Source organism: Ensifer sp. R1-3 (assembly GCF_056739175.1).
In genome coordinates, this window is sequence record NZ_CP096517.1 from 175,684 (window position 1) to 195,389 (window position 19,706).

Sequence of the window (19,706 nt, forward strand, 5' to 3'; positions counted from 1 at the left end):
AGGATGGGCATCAGGTGAGCACGACATATTCGGTCAGTTGGCTGATCGTCGTATCGGCCTTCTGCACGTCGAAGACCTTCGTGCCATGGCTCATGATCACGAACCTGTCGCAGACCTGGTAGGCGTGGTAGAGATTGTGCGTCACCAGCACGCTCGAGACATTCTCCGCCTTGAGCTTCAGCACTTGGTTCAACAACGCTTCCGTCTCGCGTACGGAGAGCGCCGAGGTCGGTTCATCGAGGAGCAGCACGCGCTTCTTGAAATAGACGGCGCGGGCGATTGCGACCGCCTGTTTCTGCCCGCCGGAGAGATTGCCGACGAGCGTATCCGGGGAATCGATGCCGGAGATGTGCACGGCGTTCTGCAAGACTTCCATGGCGATGTCGCGCATCTCGCGCTGCCTAAGGAAGCCGAAGCGATCGGTCAGTTCACGGCCCATGAAGATATTGCGGGTAATCGAGAGCGAATCGACCAGCGCGGTATGCTGGTAGATCGTTTCGATGCCGGCATCGGCGGAATCCGAGCGGCAGGAAAAGGTCGTCTTCTTGCCGTCGACGCTGAGATAGCCGTCCGTCGGCTTGTGGATGCCGGAGATGAGATTGACGGTCGTCGATTTGCCGGCGCCGTTGTCGCCCAAAAGGCCGACAACTTCACCCTCGCCGATATGGAAGCTCAGATTGCGAAGCGCGGTCAGCGCACCGAAGCTCTTCGAGATGTTATGCAGTTCGAGAAGATTGGGGGTCGACATCACGCAAGACCTCGCCGCTCGATTAGATGGTTGAAAATGGCGGCCAGCACGATCAGCGTGGCGATGAACATGTCGAGATAGAAGCCGGGTGCCCGCAGGAGAAGCAGGACGTCGGTTATCGTGTGGATGAGCAGCACGCCGAGAAAGATGCCGATGATCGATCCGCGTCCTCCGCGTAGCGAAAGGCCGCCGATGACGCAGGCGGCGATCGCCTGGAGTTCCAGACCCGCACCCTGCCCGGGCTGCACGCTGCCCACGCGGGCCGTGGCAAGAATGCCCGCGACCGCAGCCATGCCGCCCGCAATCGCAAAGGCAATCAGTTTGACGCGGCTGGTATTGATGCCGATCGCCTCGGCCGCACCGCGATTTCCACCCGTCGCGAAGACGTGGTTGCCGAAGCGGTGGCGGTGTAGCAGCAGGTGAAAGCCTATGACGAAGAGGACGATCCAGATGAAGGCGGCGTTCACGCCGAACAGAGTGCCGGAAAAGAGGCTGGTGAAGACCGGCTCCGGGTCGAAACGCACCTGGACGGCACCGTTGTAGAGCAGCACCGCGCCGCGCCAGAAGAGGAGCCCACCGAGCGTGACGATGAAGGACGGCAGGCCGAAGCGCAGGGTGATATGGCCGTTGAGCGAGCCGATCAGCAGGCCGGTCAGAATACCGATAGGTGCTGCGATGAAGGCGCTCAGCCCTGCATTGACGAGCGAGGCCATCAGCACGGCCGTGAACGTGTACACGGAGCCGATGGAAAGGTCGAATTCACCGGCGATCATCAATACGCCGGCTCCGAGCGCGAGGCACCCGAGCACGGGGATCGCCTTCATCAGGATCGTCAGGTTCTGCGGCGAGAGGTAGCGGAACTCGTCCGGATAGAGGAGCGCGCCGGCGATGCAGACAATCTGCAGGGTCATGAAGACGAGAAAGATCGCTCCCGCGGGCATGCCCATGATCTGCTTGAGGATGGATTGTCTCTGGGTCCGCGAGCGTGGCGCGGCACTTTCGGCTAGGACAGGTGTCACGGTCTGGCACTCGATCGTTGGGGAACGGGGAACCGGCCGGGCGCGCCGGCGGGCTCCCACGGAACACGGTTAGCGGTAGCTGCCGATCAGCGGTTTGACCGAGCCGATGCGCGACTTGTCGAGGAAGGCGCCCTGACCCGTGTCGATGTCGGTCGGTGTCAGCCCGTATTTCTTGGCAAGCGCGATCTGGGCGATCGGGTAATAGCCCTGCAGATAGGGCTGCTGGTCCATGGTCGCGTACATCGCGCCGGATTCCACCGCGTTTACGATCTCGACCGCAAGGTCGAAACCACCGAATGGAATGTCTACGCCGGCGTCCTTGATGGCGCCGGCGCCGACGGTCGAGGTGACCGAGCCGGTGCCGAACAGCGCCTTCACGTTCGGGTTGGCGATGAGGAATTGCGCGATGATGTTCTGCGCTTCGGCAGGGTCGAGACCAGCACGAACCGTCTCCACCTTGATACCGTTTTCGGTCATCGCCTTCTCGATGCCGCCGCCACGGGCGACCGCAAAGCTCGCTTCCGGAATTTCGCGCGGATTGAAGACGACGTCGCCGGACTTGAGGCCGAATTCCTTGATCATGCGGTTGCCGAGCTCATAGCCGGAGGCAAGCTCGTCCATGCCGACATAGGCCTGGCGACAGTTGCCCTTGGCGCCGTCGAGGTCATCGTTGTTGAAGCCGATGACGATGATGCCGGCCTTGACTGCCGCGCAGATGCTCTCGTCGAAAGCATCCGAACTGGAGATCGCTACGGCGATGCCGTCGACACCGCTGGCCGTCGCGCTCTCGATCAGGTCGTTCTGGCGCACCGGATCGTTGTTGGCATACTGAACGTCGAGGTCGACACCGAATTGAGCGGCGGCGTCTTGCGCTCCCTTCACCACCGGATTAAAGAACTGCACGCTCGGATCGAGATAGATGATCATCGTTGCCTTGACGTCTGCGGCGAGCGCAGTCGACGTCAACAAGGTGGCAAGGCCCGCAGCCAGCGCTGCGGTTCTGAGCCTGGTCAGTTTCATTGCGTATCCTCCCTTTGGATGTGCATTGCGGGTCGCAAGACCCAAGTCTCGGCTGGCGGGCTCCGACCAAAGATCACGCCAGCCGAGATATTCCTCCTCCTGACCCCAGTCTGCGGCCGGTTATGTGAACCAGGGCGCGGGACGCCCGAGCGTCACATGAACGCCCTTGAACTGGGAATATTCGTCAAAGCCGTAGCGGCCGAGCTCGCGGCCAAGGCCGCTCTTCTTATAGCCGCCGATCGGCAGCTCCGGCGTGCCGTCGATCACGCTGTTGATCCAGCATCGGCCGGCGCGGATGCGGCGGATGCTCTGCAGGGCCGTTTCGAGATTGGTCGACCAGACACTGGCCGAAAGACCGAACTCGGTGGCGTTCGCCAGCGCTACGGCTTCGTCCGCGGTCTTGAAGGTCAGCGTTGAAAGCACGGGACCAAAGATCTCTTCGCGTGCGATCGACATGTCGGGCGTGACGCCGGCAAACACCGTCGGTGCATAGTAAAGGCCGGCCTCCCTGCCGATCCTTTCGCCACCGAGCAGCAGTTCCGCGCCGGATGTGATGCCGGCCGTCACATAGGAATGCACCTTTTCGGCATGGGCCTCCGAGATCATCGCGCCGATCTTGGTGCGTTCGTTCAGCGGATCGCCGAAGGCGACCTTGCGCGATATGTCGAGCAGGCGCTCCATCAGCGCATCGCGGATGCCCTCCTGCACCAGAAGCCGGCTGCCGGAAATGCAGCACTGGCCGGCATTGTGGTAGACGCCATAGGCGATGCCGTCTGCCGCCGCGTCAAGATCCGCATCGGCGAAGACGATCTGCGGCCCCTTGCCGCCAAGCTCCAGCCCGACGCGCTTGACGGTGCGCGCCGCGATCTCGCCAAGCTTCGTGCCGACGCGGACAGAGCCGGTAAAGGCGACCATGTCGACGTTCGGGTCTTCGGCCAGCACCTGGCCGGCGGGATCGCCATACCCGGTGACGACGTTAAACACGCCATCGGGAATGCCAGCTTCGCGCGCCAACTCCGCCAGACGGATCGACGTGCCCGACGTGAACTCGGAGGGCTTCAGCACGACGGTGCAGCCGCTACCGATAGCCCAGGGCACGCGTTCCGAGGCGATGATGAAGGGGAAGTTCCAAGGCGTAATGATGCCGACGACCCCGACCGGCTCGCGCAGGACAAGGCCCAAGCGATCGTCGCCGATATTGTTGTGGGTTTGTCCTTCCAGCGCGCGGGCCTGGCCGGCGGCGTAGGACCAGAGATCCGCGCAGAAACCGATTTCGCCGCGCGCCTGAGCGATTGGCTTGCCAACCTCGAGACTCTCGATCAGCGCCAGTTCCTCCTGCCGCGCGAGGATGAGGTCGGCTACCTTGAACATCAGGCGCGACCGCTCTGCGCCGGACATGCGCGGCCACGGGCCGGCATCGAAAGCCTTCCGCGCGGCCGCGACGGCCTTGCGCACGTCGTCGGCCGACGCTTCCGGCCAGGTGCCGACCACCACGCCGGCGTAGCCGGGGCTCACCCGATCGATCGTGCTGCCTGAAGCGGCATCGACCGACTTGCCATCGACAAGCATCTGGTAGCGGGATTTAATGCGGAGGCGGGGATCATTGGAATCGGGTGCGATGAAATTGGACAGCAATAGCGTTCTCAGGCCGGCCCGCGCGGTGCCAGCCCCTCCCTGTTCATCCGGTTTGCCGGATTTCTGTTGCGCCTGAATTGTATGGTACTGTATGGTGGTTCAAATTGGATGTCAACGGATGACGGCAGCGAAAGACATGAACCTCGAATCCCTAAAGATCGACACCGGCGAAACCGCCGCGGCCCAAGTCGAGCGGGACTTGCGCGAATCCATCATCCGGCTGGAGCTCGCCCCCGGAATGCGGCTCTCCGAACAGGAAATCGCCACGCGCATGGGCGTGTCGCGTCAACCCGTGCGCGAAGCGCTCATCGCCCTCGGCAAATCGAAACTGGTGGATATCCGGCCCAACAGGGGCACAGTCGTCGTGCGGATTTCAGCCAGACAAATGATGGAGGCGCGCTTCGTGCGCGAGGCGATCGAAGTCGCGGTGGCGCGCCGGGCCAGCGAGACATTCGATAGCTGGACACGGCGCAAGATCGACACGATCCTAGCTCGGCAAAAAGCGGCGAATGAAGCACATGACCACAATGCTTTTCGCCGGGAGGACGAGCAGTTCCATATTGCGATCGCCGAGGGTGCAGGCTGCGGCCTCGCCTGGAACGCCGTCTCCGATATCAAGGCACACATGGATCGGGTCTGCAACCTTCAGCTGCGCCATCCGGACTCGATGAAGAAACTGATTGCCGAACATGAGGCGATCATCACCGCCATCGACGCGCGGGATGCCGACGCGGCTGCGGCCGCCATGCGCAGCCACCTCAACGGCATTCTGGCCGACCTGCCGCAGATCGAGGCGGACAATCCAGACCTGTTCGAATGACCGTTTTCTGGCGGCTAAGTGTGGAGCCGTGCTCGACCCACGTTCCCGTTCGGACTTGATATCCCACCCATGATCAAGGATGGCTTCTTTCGATCATCGCGACAATGGTCTCGAAAAGCTCGTCTTGCGCCTGCTCAGCCGTGATCTCTCCCGTCGAGGCCGCATCCGACAGGGCGTTAGCAGCGCCGAGCATAGCCCAGAAGCCCGCCGGTTCGATGCCTCGCCGCCCCACGAAAGCCGCCAGTGCCCTTCGACACTTCTCGATGAAAGCCAGTTGATAGTCTCTCTTTACCGCCTCCAACTCGGGAGAGCCCGCAAGGGCCGCGAGCACGCCGGGCATTTCCCGGCCCTGCGCGAGTACACAGTCGACGTAGGAGGTTGCGATGACCCTGGCTCGATCTTCGAGGGTCGGGCCGCTCCCCGCGAGTGCGGCGTCGATCATCTCCGTCTGCCGCGCATCAAAATCCCGATAAAGGGCTATCAGCAGGCCATTGCGCGTGCCGAAATGGTCATAGACCACCGGCTTGGCGACAGCAGCTTCTTGCGAGAGCCTCGGGAGCGTCAGGGCATCCGAACCTTCTTCGCGCACAAGGTGCCACGCTAAGTCGAGAAGCTGGCGCCGCCGCTGCTCGCGGCTGAGACGGACGCGCTTGGCCGGAGGCTGCATTTTGTTCGGCCTGCTTGACATCACTATATACCAAAAGTAACTTACTTGAAGTATATAGGAGCTAGCCTTCAATCGCAACCATCCACCGGCCTCGCGCCGGCGGCCGAAGCGGCATGCCTTCGCATGCCGTTCGCAGAGGATTTGTGCCCATGACCGATACTTCACTCCCCCGCACCGTCGATCGCACCGCATGGCTGGGCCTGATCGCCATTTTACCCCTGGTCCTACTTGTGGCCATGGACGGGTCGATCCTTTATCTCGCTATGCCGCATGTCACTTCGGCCCTCATGCCGACCGCTGATCAGGCGCTCTGGATCCTGGATATCTACGGCTTCGTGGTCGGATCGCTGCTGATCGCTTTCGGAAATATCGGCGACCGCTACGGCCGGCTGAAACTCATCATAACCGGCGCGGCGGTCTTTGGCGCAGGGTCGCTCGGCGCGGCCTATTCGCAAACGCCTGAGCAGCTGATCGCGTCGCGTGCCCTGATGGGACTGGGCGGCGCAACATTACTGCCTTCCGGCTTGGCAATCGTCAGCGCCTTGTTCCCCGATCCGCGACTGCGCGCCCAAGCTATCGGCATCTTTGCGGCGACCTTCGCAGCCGGCTTTGCGATCGGCCCGCTGATTGGCGGCATGCTGCTGCGGCAGTTCGCGTGGGGCGCCGTGTTTCTCATCAATGTCCCCGTCGTCATCGGCTTCATGATCGGCGCGCCGATCCTGTTGCGGGAGGTGCGATCTACCGTCGGCGGCAGCATCGACCTGGCAAGCCTCGTGCTGTCCTTTGCCGGCATCCTGCTGTTCACCTATTCGCTCAAGAATGCGGCCGCTTATGGCTTCACTCCAACACAAATCGTCGCCGGAGCCGCCGGCATATTTGCACTGGCGCTATTCGCTCGCCGACAGACGAAACTTGAATATCCGCTGCTCGACCTCGGTCTCTTCCGCGACCGTATCTTCTCTATCGCTATTCTGACCGGCCTTCTGTCGCTGGTCGTATGGTCTGCTGCCGGCTATCTGTCGGGCGTCTACCTGCAATCGGTGCTGGGCATCGATGTCTTCGCCGCCGCGCTGTTAACCCTGCCGGGCGCGATCGTGCTGACGGCCACCTGCGTGGCCACTGCTCGCATCGTAGAACGGATCGGCCGGAAGACCGCACTTGTGGCAACACATCTGCTGATCGGCGCAGGCGTCTTCCTGCTGCTGTTCACGACGACCGAGACAGGGATTGCTGTCTTCATCGCCTCGACCATGATCGCCGGCATCGGATATGGACTGTCCTTCAGCCTCGTAGCCGATATCGCGGTTTCGGCGGTCCCTGCGAACCGGGCGGGTGCGGCGGGTTCGATAGCAGAGACCAGCAACGAACTGGGCAACGCGCTAGGTATTTCCCTGCTCGGATCGTTAGCGACACTGAGCTTCCGGCTATTCGGCCCCGGCGTGGCAGGGACGCTCGACGAAACGCTCGATCAGCCCGGACTTGCACATCAAAGCCTGATTCAGGCTCAAGAAGCGTTCCTCACCGGCATGCATGTCGCGATCGGCACGGGCGGTCTCCTGACACTCGCAGTCGGGATGGTGGCGTGGCTCTGGCTGCCGAGCAAATTGCCGGAGTAATTACTCCCAACGCGCAGGATGAAGGTCCCGCCAGCGCTCCAGATGCCTCGTGCCACCGACGCTGATCTGCGCATTTTCATTTAAACGAGGGGCTGAAGGAGATCACTTCGCCGTGAGGCTCGGGCGCCGGCTTGAAACGGGACTAACGCCGCTCCAAATCCGCTCCAGCGCAATTCAGGGTGCATTCGGAGGAGTGGCGATGAGCGTCTCATTCCCGAGGGCCGGTTTCCTCGCGCTAGTCATGGTCGTGGCGCTCGCCTTCGGCGTGCCCTTCGATGCGGCGCGGGGGGAACTGCTCGCCCGCGTGCCGGCCGCGCGCGAGATGGCGGTTTGCGGCGACACATTGTTCGTCGGAACCAAGGGCTCCTCGGTCTACGCCGTGTCCTTACCCGGCGGCCGCGCCCGGCGGGTCGCCTCCGGATTTTCCAATGCGAACGGCGTCGCCTGCTCACGTGGTCGACTGTTCGTGGCTTCAAGAAGCAGCATAACGGCGTTCGAGATCGGCCGCGGCGGTACGTTGAGCGGCAGACGCGACATCCGGCGCGACCTGCCGAATTCGGGGGCCCACAGTTTTCGTTATATCGCCCTCGGCCCGGATGCCCGGCTTTATGTCTCATTGGGATCACCCTGCAACATTTGCGTTCCCCACGGGCTGCAAGGCACGATCGTCAGCATGAACCAGGACGGGTCTGACCTTCGCAGAGTGGCCTGGGGCGTGCGCAACTCGGTCGGCTTCGATTGGCGCGGCGGCAGAATGTTCTTCACCGACAACGGCGCCGACAGGATGGGAGACGATGTCCCGCCCGACGAGTTGAACGCGCTCCGGCCGGGCGGCTTTTACGGCTTTCCTTATTTCGGCGGCCAGGTGCCGCTCACAGGGTTCGAAGACGCGATGCCGCCCGCGCGCCAAGTTCCCCCTGTCTTCAATTTTCAGGCCCATGTCGCAGCGCTTGGGATTCATTTCTTCCGCAGCCTGGGCGGCGATGCTCTGGTGGCGCAGCACGGCAGTTGGAACAGGTCGGTACCGGTCGGCTATCAGGTCGTGCGGGTCCGCTTCCGTGGCGGCCGTCCGGTCTCGGCGGCCACTTTCCTCAGAAACGTCGGTCGTCCGGTGGACGTCAAGGAGGCGCCCGACGGGGCCATCCTCGTATCCGACGACGCCGGTGGCGCAATTCACATCTTCAGGCGGTGACGTCTCCCGCGGACAGGAATTTGCGGCCCTATTCGAGGTCCGGTGGCTTCGAAGTGCCTTTCCGCCTGCTGTTGGTTGAACAACCGAAAATTGCTGTTCCCTGAAGCACACCTTTCAGATATGGCGCCGGTGCCGATTGAGGTGAGATGGCACTAGGAGAATCATTGTGAATGTCGACGAGAAACTGGAACCCATTCTAGCGGAAGTCCTGAGGCGTAACGGAGGTGAACACGAGTTTCACCAGGCAGTGCGCGAGGTTCTCGAGAGCCTCGGGCGCGTGATAGCCAAACATCCCCGTTACGCCGAAAACGCGCTCATCGAGAGGATCTGCGAACCAGAGCGTCAGATCATCTTCCGCGTGCCCTGGGTGGACGACAAGGGCCAGGTCCAGATCAACCGGGGGTTCCGGGTTCAGTTCAACTCCGCACTTGGGCCGTACAAGGGCGGAATCCGTTTTCATCCTTCGGTGAACATCGGAATCATCAAGTTTCTCGGCTTCGAGCAGACCTTCAAGAACGCACTGACCGGGATGCCGATCGGCGGGGGGAAGGGTGGCTCCGACTTCAATCCCAGGGGCCGTTCGGACGGCGAGATCATGCGCTTCTGCCAGTCGTTGATGACCGAGCTTCACAGGCATCTCGGCGAATACACGGACGTTCCCGCGGGTGATATCGGTGTGGGAGGCCGGGAGATCGGCTACATGTTCGGTCAGTATAAGCGGCTTACCAACCGCTACGAAGCCGGTGTGCTCACGGGCAAGGCATTGTTCTACGGCGGTTCGCGGGCCCGAAAGGAAGCGACGGGCTACGGGGCGACCTATTTCGTCCAGCGCATGATCGCAACCAAGGGCCTGGACTTCGAGGGCAAACGGGTGACCGTCTCCGGATCCGGCAACGTAGCGATCTATACGATGGAGAAGGTGATCGAGTTCGGAGGAAAAATCGTGGCGTGCTCCGATTCGAACGGGTACGTGGTCGACGAGGACGGCATCGACCTTGAACTGGTCAAGGAGATCAAGGAAGTGCGTCGCGAGCGGATTTCGGAGTACGCGCGACTGAAAGGCGCCGGGACTCACTATATAGAAGCGGGCTCGGTCTGGGACGTTCCATGCGATGTCGCCATGCCTTCAGCGACTCAGAACGAGCTTACCGGCAAGGATGCACGAACATTGGTGAAGAACGGTGTTCTTGCGGTGGGTGAGGGCGCCAACATGCCGTGCACGCCGGAGGCGGTCCGCATCTTCCAGGAGGCGGGTGTACTGTTTGCCCCGGGCAAGGCCGCGAATGCAGGGGGCGTTGCCACCTCCGCTCTCGAGATGCAGCAGAACGCCTCACGTGACAGCTGGACGTTCGAACAGACCGAGGCGCGCCTTGCAACCATCATGCAGGGGGTTCACGACCGTTGCGCCGAGACCGCAGAGGAGTATGGCACCCCTGGAGACTATGTTCTCGGAGCCAACATAGCGGGCTTCGTCAGAGTGGCCGAGGCAATGGATGCCCTCGGCGTGATCTGAGCGCGCCGGGGGCGATCAAGCCGTTCGGGGTGCGTGCCGCGGTGCTTCCGCACTAGCGGCACTGACCCGGGTGACTTGACTTCCCCGATACCGCGGGCGATCATGCGGCCATGTTGTCCAACCGCGACATATATCCGCTTAACGCTCTTGGGATTCGCCTGATCGCAGGATCGTAACCCGGATCCGGCCTCGTCGCCCGCCGGATCCTGGGTGAACGCGTTCAGCACAAATTCTCGCTGACATGCGCGACAATCTTCCCGAATATTTCAACTGCATGCACGCGGAAATCCCGTGCCTGTTCCGGAGGTATTGCGAACGATGTCCAGCATCATGGTCTCCTCGAATCTGCCCCTGCCTTTCATTGGAGCGACGGACTACCGTCTGCTCAGCCGCCTTGCCTACCAGGCCTTGTCGAGGGACTTCGACATCGCCGCTGAATTGATCGAAAAGCTGGAGCGCCCCTGTGTTGTGCCAGACGACCAGGTGCCGCCCGATGCCGTCAAGATAGGGTCTATCGTCACTTGCGAGGTCGAGGACGGCCCCTGCCGGACCTTCTCTCTCGTCTACCCCGATGACGTCGATGCCGAGAAGGGAAGGATTTCCGTCCTCACGCCGGTCGGAGTGGCGCTCCTGGGTCTTCGGCCCGGACAGGCGGTCGAGTGGTTCTCTCGAGATGGGCAGAGAAACCATCTGATGGTCGTTCGGGTCGAGGACGACGTGAAGGACGAACTCGCCCTTTGATGCTTCGCCGAACCCAGACAGTCTCCGCCGAGGACCCCATGCATTTGCTCGATAGCAGAAAGCGGAAAGCCAGAGGAGGTCGCCTCACCGCAGGCTCGTAGCCCTGTGCCGAACCGCTCGCGGTCGGCGCAGGGAGTTCTTCGTCAGCACGAGCAAAGGCCGACTGTGATGGTCGCGGCCGTTCGTGCCCCATACTTGCTCGAGAGGGCAGGTCCATGACCCGACGGAAGCTGGAGAGATGCGCCATGTCGAGAGAAGCTTTCTGCCAACTGACTGCAGGAGACCTGAACATCCTGATGTCCATGCTGGACGAAACCGGCCACACGGAATCCTTCACGATCCTACTGCGCGAGAAGTTGAACTATGCCAGCGTGTTTTTCCGCGAAGACATACCTGAGAATGTAGTCACTCTGGACACGCAGGTGGGCTACACCGTCAACGGCGTGCGCACCGGACCACATCTTCTGGTCCGCAACGCCGCGGGTAGACCTGCCAACTCCGCCATCTCCGTGCGGACGATGCGCGGTTTGGCGCTGCTTGGGCTGGCCGTCGGCGAGAGGACCGAGATCCTCGGAGAGGACGGCTGGCCTGAAACCCTGGCGGTCGAGCGCATCGTCTTTCAACCCGAGTCAGAGGCTCGCCTGAAACAGACGAGCACCGAACCCGTGCAACTGATCGACCACGCTCGGCAAGTGGTCAATTTCCGGCCGCGGCCCAGGAAAGCGGCCATTCCACATGATGATGATCCAGGTCCCAGTGCCGCATGATGCTGCCAGGCAGCCAGCAATCTAACCCGACGGATCCGGTGATGTCGCCAGATCATTGAGAAAGTCCCGGCACCAGCGCGAGACGTCGTGTTCCAGCAAGTGATCCATCATAGTCTTCCAGCGATCCTTCCGCTCTTCGAGCGGCATGCTAAGCGCGCGCGCCATAGCGTTTGCGGTACCCTCAATATCGTAGGGATTGACGAGCAGGGCGCCTCTTAGATCGCGGGCGGCCCCGGCGAACCGCGAAAGCACGAGCACGCCCGGATCGTCCGGGTCCTGCGCGGCCACATATTCCTTCGCAACCAGATTCATCCCGTCTCGAAGCGGCGTCACCAGGCCGACTTTGCCAAGCCGGTAAAGCCCTGCAAGAATATGCCGGCCTACCGAACGGTTAATATAGCGTATGGGCACCCAATCAACAGCGCCGAGCGCGCCGTTCACCCTGCCGGCCTGTTCGGCCACAGTTCGCTGCATGGCTTCGTATTCCGGCACTTCGGACCGCGACTTCGGCGTGATCTGCAGATAGGTGACGCGCCCCTGCTGGGCCGGATTGGCCAGGATGAAGCGCTCGAACGCGTCGATGCGCTGCGTGATCCCTTTTGAGTAATCGAGGCGATCGACACCGATGATCAGGCTCCGGTGCTCGATACTTTCACGCGCTTTCCTGACGGTCTTGTTGGTCAATGCCTTTTTGGCAAATTCGGCAAAGGCCGCAGTCTCGATGCCGATTGCATAGATGCCGCCCTTGAATACGCGGCCATAGGCACTGAAGCGGCCTCCACCGAGTTCATCGCCAATGCCTTCCCGCCTGAGACAGCCGGCGAAGTTCTCAAGATCATGATCGGTCTGGAAACCGACGACATCGTAGTGCGACAGGCCGCGCATGATCTCCTCGTGAACGGGCATCGTGAAGAGTACGTCGGCAGGCGGCCAGGGAATGTGGAGAAAGAAGCCGATCCGGTTCTTCAAGCCCATTTGACGGAGTTCTGCGGCGAGAGGGATCAAATGGTAGTCGTGCACCCAGATCACGTCATCGGGCCTGACGAGCGGCGCCAGCCGATGGGCGAAGAAGCGGTTGACGCGGAAATACCCGGCCATCTCCTTGCGACCGTATTCGGCAAGATCAAGCCGGTAGTGGCAGATCGGCCAAAGAACCCGGTTGGCGAAGCCGTGGTAATATTCTCCGACGTCGGTATCAGTCAGGTCCGTGAGCGCATAGGTGATATTGCCCTGGTGCAACTGAGCAAGCGGCTCCGGCTCGTTCTCTCCGCTCGATCGTCCCGACCAGCCCATCCAGATGCCGCCATGCTCTTCAAGGGCGACTTTCAGCGCGACCGCCAGCCCACCGGCAGGCGCAATGCCTCCCTTGTCAGGGACGGGCACACGATTGGAAACAATGACGAGACGGCTCATGCCGAATTCCTTTCATTCAAGAAAATATACACTTGGCGCTCAAACGTTCAGGAGGGGGAACGCGTTTCCGACGCAGACGATCCCACCGACGCGAAAATCGTCGAGAGGGTGCAACTCGCGCGTGGAGCCGCGACGGCCGCTCCGGTGTCGAAGCCGTTTCAAGCGCTTGTGATTCGGCGGGCGTGGACGAACTGGATAAATGGCGGGTTTGTCGGCGGTGCGTGATGATTTCCGCGCCGCCGCACTTTCATGCCCCGGGTGGCAGCTGCCCGCTGAATACAAAAGGGCGGCCGGAGCCGCCCTTCCATCATCAGGGATTTGGAAGCTACGAACGCCTCCTGGAATTGCGCTTGAGCATTTGATCCAACGCACTTCCAGACGGAAATCCGTTACACAGTTTTCCTGGAAGTGCTCTAGTGATTGTGGCGGGGCATATTCTTGGCGATCTGCCGGAAGTCTGCTGCGCCTTCGAGCACCGCGCCGTCGGAAAGCTGGGTGACGGATTTGCGGTAGATGCGCTGCCAGGGCGTGGCATCGGCCGGCACGGCGGGAATGCCGTCCGCCTTGCGTCTTTCGATATCCTCGTCGGAAACCAGCATGTCGCAGCGACCCAGGTTGAAATCGATGCGAATCACATCACCGCTGCGCAGCCAGGCGAGACCGCCGCCAGCCGCACTCTCCGGCGAGGCGTTCAGGATGGAGGGACTGTCGGCCGTGCCGGATTGACGTCCGTCGCCGATGGTGGGCAGGCTCCTGATGCCGCGTTTCAAGAGATGATCCGGCGGCTGCATGTTCACGACTTCCGCCGACCCCGGCCAGCCGAGCGGGCCGGCGCCGCGGATCACCAGAATGGTGTTCTCGTCGATGTCGAGTTCAGGGTCGTTGATGCGCTTGTGGTAGTCCTCCGAGCCGTCGAAGACCACGGCCTTGCCCTCGAAAACGCCCTCGCGGCCCGGCTCCTGAAGGTAGCGCTTCCTGAAATCGTCGGAGACGACACTCATCTTCATGATGGCGAAGTCGAAGAGATTGCCCTTCAGCACCAGGAAGCCTGCCTTTTCCTTGAGGGGCTCGTCGAAGGGGCGAATAACTTCGCGATCCGTGGGTTCGCGCCCTTCGAGGTTCTCGGCCACCGTCCTTCCCGTGACGGTGCGACAGCCGCCGTCGAGCTTTCCGGCCTTCAGGAGCTCCCACATGATGGCGGGGGTGCCGCCCGCGCGGTGATAGCGTTCACCGAGATAGGCGCCCGCCGGCTGGATGTTGGCGAGCAGCGGGATATCGAAACCATGGACCTGCCAGTCGTCCGGGTAAAGCTCGACGCCGGCATGCTTCGCCATGGCCGCAAGATGCGGCTGGGCGTTGGTCGATCCGCCGATCGCCGAGTTGACGCGGATGGCATTGAGAAAGGCTTCCCGGGTCAGGATGTCGGAGGGTTTCAGGTCCTCGAAGACGAGTTCCACGGCGCGGCGTCCGGTACGATAGGCCATCTGCCCACGCTCGCGATAGGCAGCGGGGATGGCGCCGCAACCGGTGAGCGACATGCCGAGCGCTTCGGCCATCGCGTTCATTGTCGAAGCCGTGCCCATCGTGTTGCAATGGCCGACGGAGGGAGCCGAATCGAGTGCTGCCTGCATGAACTCCTCGCGGTCGATCTCGCCTGCCGCGAGCTTGCGGCGCATGCGCCAGATCACCGTGCCGGAGCCGACGAGATCGCCTTCGTGCCAGCCGTCGAGCATGGGGCCGCCGGAGAGCACGATCGCCGGGATGTCGACCGTGGAGGCCGCCATCAGGGCGGAGGGAGTGGTCTTGTCGCAGCCGGTGGTCAGCACCACGCCATCCAGCGGATAGCCGTAGAGAATTTCAACGAGGCCGAGATAGGCGAGGTTGCGATCGAGGGCGGCCGTCGGGCGCTTGCAGTTCTCGAAAATCGGATGCGTCGGGAACTCGATCGGAATGCCCCCGGCATCGCGGATGCCGTCGCGCACGCGCTTCGCCAGATCCATATGCACCCGATTGCATGGGGTGAGATCGCTGCCGCTTTGGGCAATGCCGATGATGGGCTTGCCGCAACGCAATTCCTCCGGCGTCACGCCGTAGTTCATGAAGCGCTCCAGATAGAGCGCCGTCAGATCGATATGGTCCGGATTGTCGAACCAGTCCTGTGAGCGCAGGCGGCGCTGGGGTTTGTCAGTCATGGCGGGACCTAATTCCTTGGGTTGAGCTTTTCGAGTTGCAGAAGCAGTCCGCTGTGGTCCTGTTCGCCGCCGCCGGACTCGACGAAATCGGCAAATTCCTGCCGCACTTGCCTGGTCAGGGGAAGCTCGAGGGAGAGATCATCCGCCATGGCCATGACGGCGTTCAGATCCTTCAGCTGGTTGTTCGATGCGCCGCCGGGGGCGAAGTTGCGCTCCACCATACGGGCGCCGTGCAGTTCGAGAATCCGGCTTTCGGCAAAGCCGCCGCGGATTGCGTCCCGAAAGGCCGCGCGCGAGGCACCGCCGGCTTCCACCAGAACCATGGCTTCGGCCACCGCGCCGATGGTGACGGCCACGATCTGCTGGTTGGCGAGCTTGCAGACCTGGCCGGCACCGCTCGGGCCCACATGGGTCACGCGACCGAGCACCGCAAAAACTTCCTTCAGGCTTTCGACCGCGGTGCCATCGCCGCCGGCCATGATGGCGAGCGTACCGGCGGCCGCGCCCACCACGCCGCCTGAAACCGGTGCGTCGAGGTGGCGGATGCCTTTTTCCGCCAATCTGCGCGCATGTTCGCGGGCGATCTGCGGGGCTATGGAGCTGCAATCCACCACGATCGTACCTTCCGCCAGGCTATCGGCGACGCCGCGCTCGAACAGGACCTCGGATACGGCCTGGCCGTTGGTCAGCATGGTGAAGACGATAGCTGCGCCGGCAACAGCATCGGCCGGCGAGGCAGCGATGTCAGCACCGTCGGCGGCCAGCGGCTCGGCTTTGGCGGCGTCACGGTTCCACACCGTAACCGAAAAACCGGCACCGAGCAGGCGCCGCGCCATCGGTGCCCCCATCAAGCCCGTGCCGAGAAAGGCAATCTTCGTCTTCCCGCTCACAGCTTCCCTCCCAGTTCATCCTCGATGTGAACGCGGATGATCTCGTCGAAGCTCTTTTCGGCAGTGAAGCCAAGTTCGGTGGCGCGTTTGGCCTCGAAGCCCGGCGCCCAGCCGGCGACCATCTTCATGATCATCTCGTCGGGTTCGCGGCGGATCAGCTGCACGGCCTTTTCGCCGGCAACGCGGCGCAGCGCTTCGATCTGCTCGCCCACGGTGGCACTGAGACCCGGCATGGAAAGGTTGCGACGCGGGCCAACTTTTTCAAGGTCGATGGTCGCGCCATGGATGAGGAAGCCGACCGCCGAGCGCGGCGAGGTGTGCCAGTGGCGGACATCCTCCGAAACAGGCAGCACGGCTTCCTGGCCGACCAGCGGCTCGCGCAGGATATTGGAGAAGAAGCCGGAAGCCGCCTTGTTGGGCTTGCCGGGGCGGATGCAGATCGTCGGCAGGCGGATGCCGATGCCATCGAAGAAGCCGCGGCGGCTGTAGTCGGAGAGCAGCAGCTCGCAGACCGCTTTCTGGGTGCCGTAGCTCGTAAGCGGAGTAAGATGATAATCGTCCGGGATGGGGAAGGGGAGCGGCGCTCCGACCACGGCGATCGATGAGGTGAAGACAAGGCGAGGCTTGTAGCCGTCCTGATCGTGAGCAAGGCGGATCGCATCGAAGAGATAGCGCGTGCCGTCGAGATTGATCCGGTAGCCCTTGTCGAAATCCAGCTCGGCTTCACCGGAGACGATTGCCGCCAGATGGAAGATGACATCCGGGCGCCCCTCGACGAGCCTCTCGGCTTCGCCGGAAGCGGAAAGGTCGCCTTCGCGTGCAACGACCGTTCCGGCAAAACCCTGCGGCCTTTCCGGCGCCACTACGTCCACGAGCGTCAGCTTCTCCACCCGGTTTCCGCCGAGAGTGCCGTCCTTGACGAGCCGCTGCGTGAGCTTGCGGCCGACCATGCCGGCAGCGCCGATGATCAGGATATGCATGAATGTCTCCTCCTTGAGTGAGGCCGCATGCGATCAGGTCTTCATGCGGATCAAAATTTTGTCTTGTACGGTTGTCTGATAACCTTATATGGTCGGATTGAAAACAGGATAGTGGCGGTTCGAGCGAAAGATTCTCGGTCGCGTGCAGGCATGACGGGCGCTTTCTGAGAGGCGCGCGAGGAGGGGCAAGCAGCATGACGAGCGCAGGCACGATAGAGGATGCGAAAGGCCCTGCGGAACTGCGCCTGGCGCTACGTCAGATGCTTGGTGAAGATATCGTGCTGAGCGAAACGGAGGAAATGCTCCGTTTCTGCCGCGACTGGCATGGCGACGTAACCAGCGGCACCGTGGCGGTGATTCGCCCGCGCTCGACGCAGCAGGTGGCGGCGGCCGTGAAAGCCTGCCGGGAACTTGGGCTTTCGATCGTGCCGCAGGGCGGCAATACCGGCCTCGTGCTCGGCGCGATCCCCGATGCTCCGGAGAGGCAGGTCGTGCTTTCTCTCTCCCGCATGAACCGCATCCGCAAGATCGATCCGGCCGATTTTTCGGCGGTTGTCGAGTCCGGCTGCATCCTGTCCGAGCTCAAGGACGCGATTGCGAAGATGGGCATGTTCTTTCCGCTTGCGCTCGGCGCGCAGGGAAGCTGCCAGATCGGGGGAAATGTTTCGACGAATGCCGGCGGCGTCAACGTGCTCCGCTACGGCATGACCCGCGAACTGGTGCTGGGCCTTGAAGTGGTCCTCCCGGACGGCAGCATCCTCGAAGGCCTGTCGACGTTGAGAAAGGACAATCGCGGCATCGACCTGAAGCAGCTGTTCATCGGTGCAGAAGGCACGCTCGGCATCATCACCGCCGTCTCCGTCAAGCTGACGCCCTATCCCGACCACGTAGCCACGGCGCTGCTCGGTCTTGCCTCCCTGGAAGATGCCATCAAGCTCTATCGCCGGGCGCGTCGGGACTGCTGCGACCTGATGTCGGCTTTCGAATTCATGCCGCCGCTCGCCTTCACCCTGGCGCAGGAGGCGATGCCCGATCTGCCGATCCCCATCTCGGCGGAGTATCCGGCCTATGTGCTGATGGAGATTTCCGGCTCCGGCCTCATCGATATCGACGATCTAATGCAGCGCTTCCTGGAAGGTGTGATGGAGGAAGGGCTGGTCCTCGACGGAACGATCGCCGCCTCGCAGACGCAGGCACGCAATCTTTGGTTGATCCGCGAGGGCATGAACGAAGGTCAGGCGAAACGCGGCACTCATATGCGCACCGATATCTCCGTACCGCTCTCACAGCTGGCCTCCTTCGTAGAGGAGGCGGAAAAGGCAGTGTCCGAGGCGCTTCCGGGCGCCGTCAGCGTTTCCTATGGCCATGTCGGCGACGGCAATGTGCATCTTAACGTCCTGCCGCCGGCCGGCAGTACGCCCGAGGAGCGGATCCAATTGATCTACAGGGCCAAGACGGTCGTGAACGAGGTGCTCGATCGCTATACCGGAAGCATCAGCGCCGAGCACGGCATTGGGCGCTTGAAGCGACCGGATTTCGACGCCAGGCTGCCCGCGAGCCGCCGAAAACTGTTGACGGCGCTCAAGCATGCCGTTGACCCGGAGATGATCATGAATCCCGGTTGTCAACTGAGATTCTAAAAGGGAGAGCAATCTTGGCGGCAATGGATTTCGGCCAGATCAGCAGGAGCGAGCATTTGCCCGCGCGCATCGCGGCGAAGATCGGCAGGGAGATCACCGAAGGACGTATCGCCCCCGGAGAGAAACTGCCGACGGAGCATCTGCTCGCCACGACCTTCGGGGTCAGCCGCTCGGTGGTGCGGGAGGCTATAGCTCAATTGCGAAATGAAGGCCTGGTGGAAACCCGCCAGGGCGTCGGCGCCTTCGCCACGGAAATCGATCGCCGGCAATCGCTCCGGATAGAGCAGGGAGATCTCGCTAATCGCGGAAGTTTCCGTGATTTGTTTCAACTCCGTATTCCGCTTGAGGTGGAGGCGGCTCGACTTGCGGCGATCCATCATACACCGCAGGATTTGGGCAAGATCGACGAGGCGTTGCAGCAGATGACCGGCGCGGAAAAATGGACGGAGCAGGGGATCGTCGCCGACCTCGCTTTTCATCGCGCGATTGCGGCGGCCACCCATAACGAATATTTCCTGCTTTTCATCGGATTCATCGCGGAGCGGATCAGCCTGGCGATCAACGCGGCGCGCGCCGCTGCAATACTGGAGGAGATCGTCGAAGTCACGATTGCGGAACATGTCTCCATCCGAAATGGCGTGGCGGCGCGAGATCCGGTCAAGGCCGAGGAGGCGATGCGCCATCATCTGAACGGGGCGGCGGCCCGCCTGGACCTGACGATCGAAAGCTTCTCGTCCTGAATTTTCGGGTCGGACGGCGCAGCCTGTGAGGTCTTGGTGGCGTATCAGACTTTACTTACCGATGGCCTAGACATGGCCAAAAAGTCATACTAGAAGCAGGTCATCTCGTTGTC

Annotated in this window: 17 protein-coding genes; 8 read left to right on the forward strand and 9 right to left on the reverse strand. The window is 62.2% G+C overall.

Annotated features, from left to right (window positions below):
* Positions 1-10: 10 nt before the first annotated feature.
* The 4 genes from M1D43_RS25805 to M1D43_RS25820 all read right to left on the reverse strand — a co-directional run bounded on the left by M1D43_RS25805 (position 11) and on the right by M1D43_RS25820 (position 4,422).
* Positions 11-748, reverse strand: coding sequence for an ATP-binding cassette domain-containing protein (locus tag M1D43_RS25805; RefSeq protein WP_003525223.1), 738 nt, complete (start codon positions 746-748; stop codon positions 11-13).
* Positions 748-1,767 carry an ABC transporter permease gene (locus M1D43_RS25810; RefSeq protein ID WP_013845100.1) on the reverse strand — a complete coding sequence of 340 codons (1,020 nt, stop codon included), beginning with the start codon at positions 1,765-1,767 and terminating at the stop codon, positions 748-750. The genes M1D43_RS25805 and M1D43_RS25810 overlap by 1 nt, the downstream gene beginning before the upstream one ends.
* A 69-nt stretch (positions 1,768-1,836) precedes the next feature.
* Positions 1,837-2,787, reverse strand: coding sequence for a sugar ABC transporter substrate-binding protein (locus tag M1D43_RS25815; protein ID WP_013845099.1), 951 nt, complete (start codon positions 2,785-2,787; stop codon positions 1,837-1,839).
* Between the two features lie 120 nt (positions 2,788-2,907).
* Positions 2,908-4,422, reverse strand: coding sequence for an aldehyde dehydrogenase family protein (locus tag M1D43_RS25820; protein ID WP_015242633.1), 1,515 nt, complete (start codon positions 4,420-4,422; stop codon positions 2,908-2,910).
* A gap of 118 nt (positions 4,423-4,540) precedes the next feature.
* Here M1D43_RS25820 and M1D43_RS25825 point away from each other — a divergent pair, with 118 nt between their 5' ends.
* Positions 4,541-5,242 (forward strand): GntR family transcriptional regulator, encoded by a 702-nt coding sequence (locus tag M1D43_RS25825; protein ID WP_013845097.1) that lies wholly within the window; start codon positions 4,541-4,543, stop codon positions 5,240-5,242.
* A 73-nt stretch (positions 5,243-5,315) separates the two neighbouring features.
* On the opposite strand, the gene M1D43_RS25830 is transcribed toward M1D43_RS25825, so the two are convergent.
* Positions 5,316-5,930, reverse strand: coding sequence for a TetR/AcrR family transcriptional regulator (locus tag M1D43_RS25830; RefSeq protein WP_017264471.1), 615 nt, complete (start codon positions 5,928-5,930; stop codon positions 5,316-5,318).
* A gap of 128 nt (positions 5,931-6,058) precedes the next feature.
* Here M1D43_RS25830 and M1D43_RS25835 point away from each other — a divergent pair, with 128 nt between their 5' ends.
* From M1D43_RS25835 to M1D43_RS25855, 5 genes are all read left to right on the forward strand, one after another.
* On the forward strand, positions 6,059-7,525 hold the full coding sequence (locus M1D43_RS25835; protein WP_013845095.1) for an MFS transporter: 1,467 nt from the start codon (positions 6,059-6,061) through the stop codon (positions 7,523-7,525).
* Positions 7,526-7,724: 199 nt separating this feature from the next.
* Positions 7,725-8,717 (forward strand): PQQ-dependent sugar dehydrogenase, encoded by a 993-nt coding sequence (locus M1D43_RS25840; RefSeq protein ID WP_015242631.1) that lies wholly within the window; start codon positions 7,725-7,727, stop codon positions 8,715-8,717.
* 166 nt (positions 8,718-8,883) lie between these two features.
* Complete coding sequence (gene gdhA, locus M1D43_RS25845) at positions 8,884-10,230, forward strand: NADP-specific glutamate dehydrogenase (RefSeq protein ID WP_015242630.1); 1,347 nt, start codon at positions 8,884-8,886, stop codon at positions 10,228-10,230.
* Positions 10,231-10,548: 318 nt separating this feature from the next.
* Positions 10,549-10,971: a nucleoside diphosphate kinase regulator gene (gene rnk, locus M1D43_RS25850; RefSeq protein ID WP_015242629.1), complete on the forward strand. Its 423-nt coding sequence runs from the start codon at positions 10,549-10,551 to the stop codon at positions 10,969-10,971.
* A gap of 245 nt (positions 10,972-11,216) precedes the next feature.
* Positions 11,217-11,738 (forward strand): GreA/GreB family elongation factor, encoded by a 522-nt coding sequence (locus tag M1D43_RS25855; protein ID WP_017264473.1) that lies wholly within the window; start codon positions 11,217-11,219, stop codon positions 11,736-11,738.
* Positions 11,739-11,759: 21 nt separating this feature from the next.
* Here M1D43_RS25855 and otsA read toward each other — a convergent pair whose 3' ends face one another.
* The 4 genes from otsA to denD form a co-directional block, all read right to left on the reverse strand.
* Entirely contained in the window at positions 11,760-13,151 is a 1,392-nt protein-coding gene (gene otsA, locus M1D43_RS25860; protein ID WP_013845090.1) for an alpha,alpha-trehalose-phosphate synthase (UDP-forming), read from the reverse strand.
* A gap of 413 nt (positions 13,152-13,564) precedes the next feature.
* The gene (locus M1D43_RS25865; protein WP_010967127.1) at positions 13,565-15,343 is read right to left on the reverse strand and encodes an IlvD/Edd family dehydratase; all 1,779 of its coding nucleotides are present in this window, start codon (positions 15,341-15,343) and stop codon (positions 13,565-13,567) included.
* Positions 15,344-15,351: 8 nt separating this feature from the next.
* Complete coding sequence (locus tag M1D43_RS25870) at positions 15,352-16,233, reverse strand: NAD(P)-dependent oxidoreductase (RefSeq protein WP_015242627.1); 882 nt, start codon at positions 16,231-16,233, stop codon at positions 15,352-15,354.
* Positions 16,230-17,213 carry a D-erythronate dehydrogenase gene (denD, locus tag M1D43_RS25875; RefSeq protein ID WP_015242626.1) on the reverse strand — a complete coding sequence of 328 codons (984 nt, stop codon included), beginning with the start codon at positions 17,211-17,213 and terminating at the stop codon, positions 16,230-16,232. Before denD ends, M1D43_RS25870 begins: the two co-directional genes overlap by 4 nt.
* 194 nt (positions 17,214-17,407) lie before the next feature.
* Between denD and M1D43_RS25880 the strand changes: the two genes are divergently transcribed.
* Positions 17,408-18,853 carry an FAD-binding oxidoreductase gene (locus M1D43_RS25880; RefSeq protein WP_015242625.1) on the forward strand — a complete coding sequence of 482 codons (1,446 nt, stop codon included), beginning with the start codon at positions 17,408-17,410 and terminating at the stop codon, positions 18,851-18,853.
* A gap of 14 nt (positions 18,854-18,867) precedes the next feature.
* Positions 18,868-19,593, forward strand: coding sequence for a FadR/GntR family transcriptional regulator (locus tag M1D43_RS25885; protein ID WP_015242624.1), 726 nt, complete (start codon positions 18,868-18,870; stop codon positions 19,591-19,593).
* The last annotated feature ends 113 nt before the right edge of the window (positions 19,594-19,706 follow it).

Bases quoted from the DNA above. Each gene is read 5' to 3' on its own strand.
- M1D43_RS25840 (WP_015242631.1), top strand. From the start codon at position 7,725: ATGAGCGTCTCATTCCCGAGGGCCGGTTTCCTCGCGCTAGTCATGGTC.
- M1D43_RS25815 (WP_013845099.1), bottom strand. From the start codon at position 2,787: ATGAAACTGACCAGGCTCAGAACCGCAGCGCTGGCTGCGGGCCTTGCC.
- M1D43_RS25835 (WP_013845095.1), top strand. From the start codon at position 6,059: ATGACCGATACTTCACTCCCCCGCACCGTCGATCGCACCGCATGGCTG.
- rnk (WP_015242629.1), top strand. From the start codon at position 10,549: ATGTCCAGCATCATGGTCTCCTCGAATCTGCCCCTGCCTTTCATTGGA.
- M1D43_RS25855 (WP_017264473.1), top strand. From the start codon at position 11,217: ATGTCGAGAGAAGCTTTCTGCCAACTGACTGCAGGAGACCTGAACATC.
- otsA (WP_013845090.1), bottom strand. From the start codon at position 13,151: ATGAGCCGTCTCGTCATTGTTTCCAATCGTGTGCCCGTCCCTGACAAG.
- M1D43_RS25805 (WP_003525223.1), bottom strand. From the start codon at position 748: ATGTCGACCCCCAATCTTCTCGAACTGCATAACATCTCGAAGAGCTTC.
- M1D43_RS25880 (WP_015242625.1), top strand. From the start codon at position 17,408: ATGACGAGCGCAGGCACGATAGAGGATGCGAAAGGCCCTGCGGAACTG.
- denD (WP_015242626.1), bottom strand. From the start codon at position 17,213: ATGCATATCCTGATCATCGGCGCTGCCGGCATGGTCGGCCGCAAGCTC.
- M1D43_RS25825 (WP_013845097.1), top strand. From the start codon at position 4,541: ATGACGGCAGCGAAAGACATGAACCTCGAATCCCTAAAGATCGACACC.
- M1D43_RS25830 (WP_017264471.1), bottom strand. From the start codon at position 5,930: ATGTCAAGCAGGCCGAACAAAATGCAGCCTCCGGCCAAGCGCGTCCGT.
- M1D43_RS25865 (WP_010967127.1), bottom strand. From the start codon at position 15,343: ATGACTGACAAACCCCAGCGCCGCCTGCGCTCACAGGACTGGTTCGAC.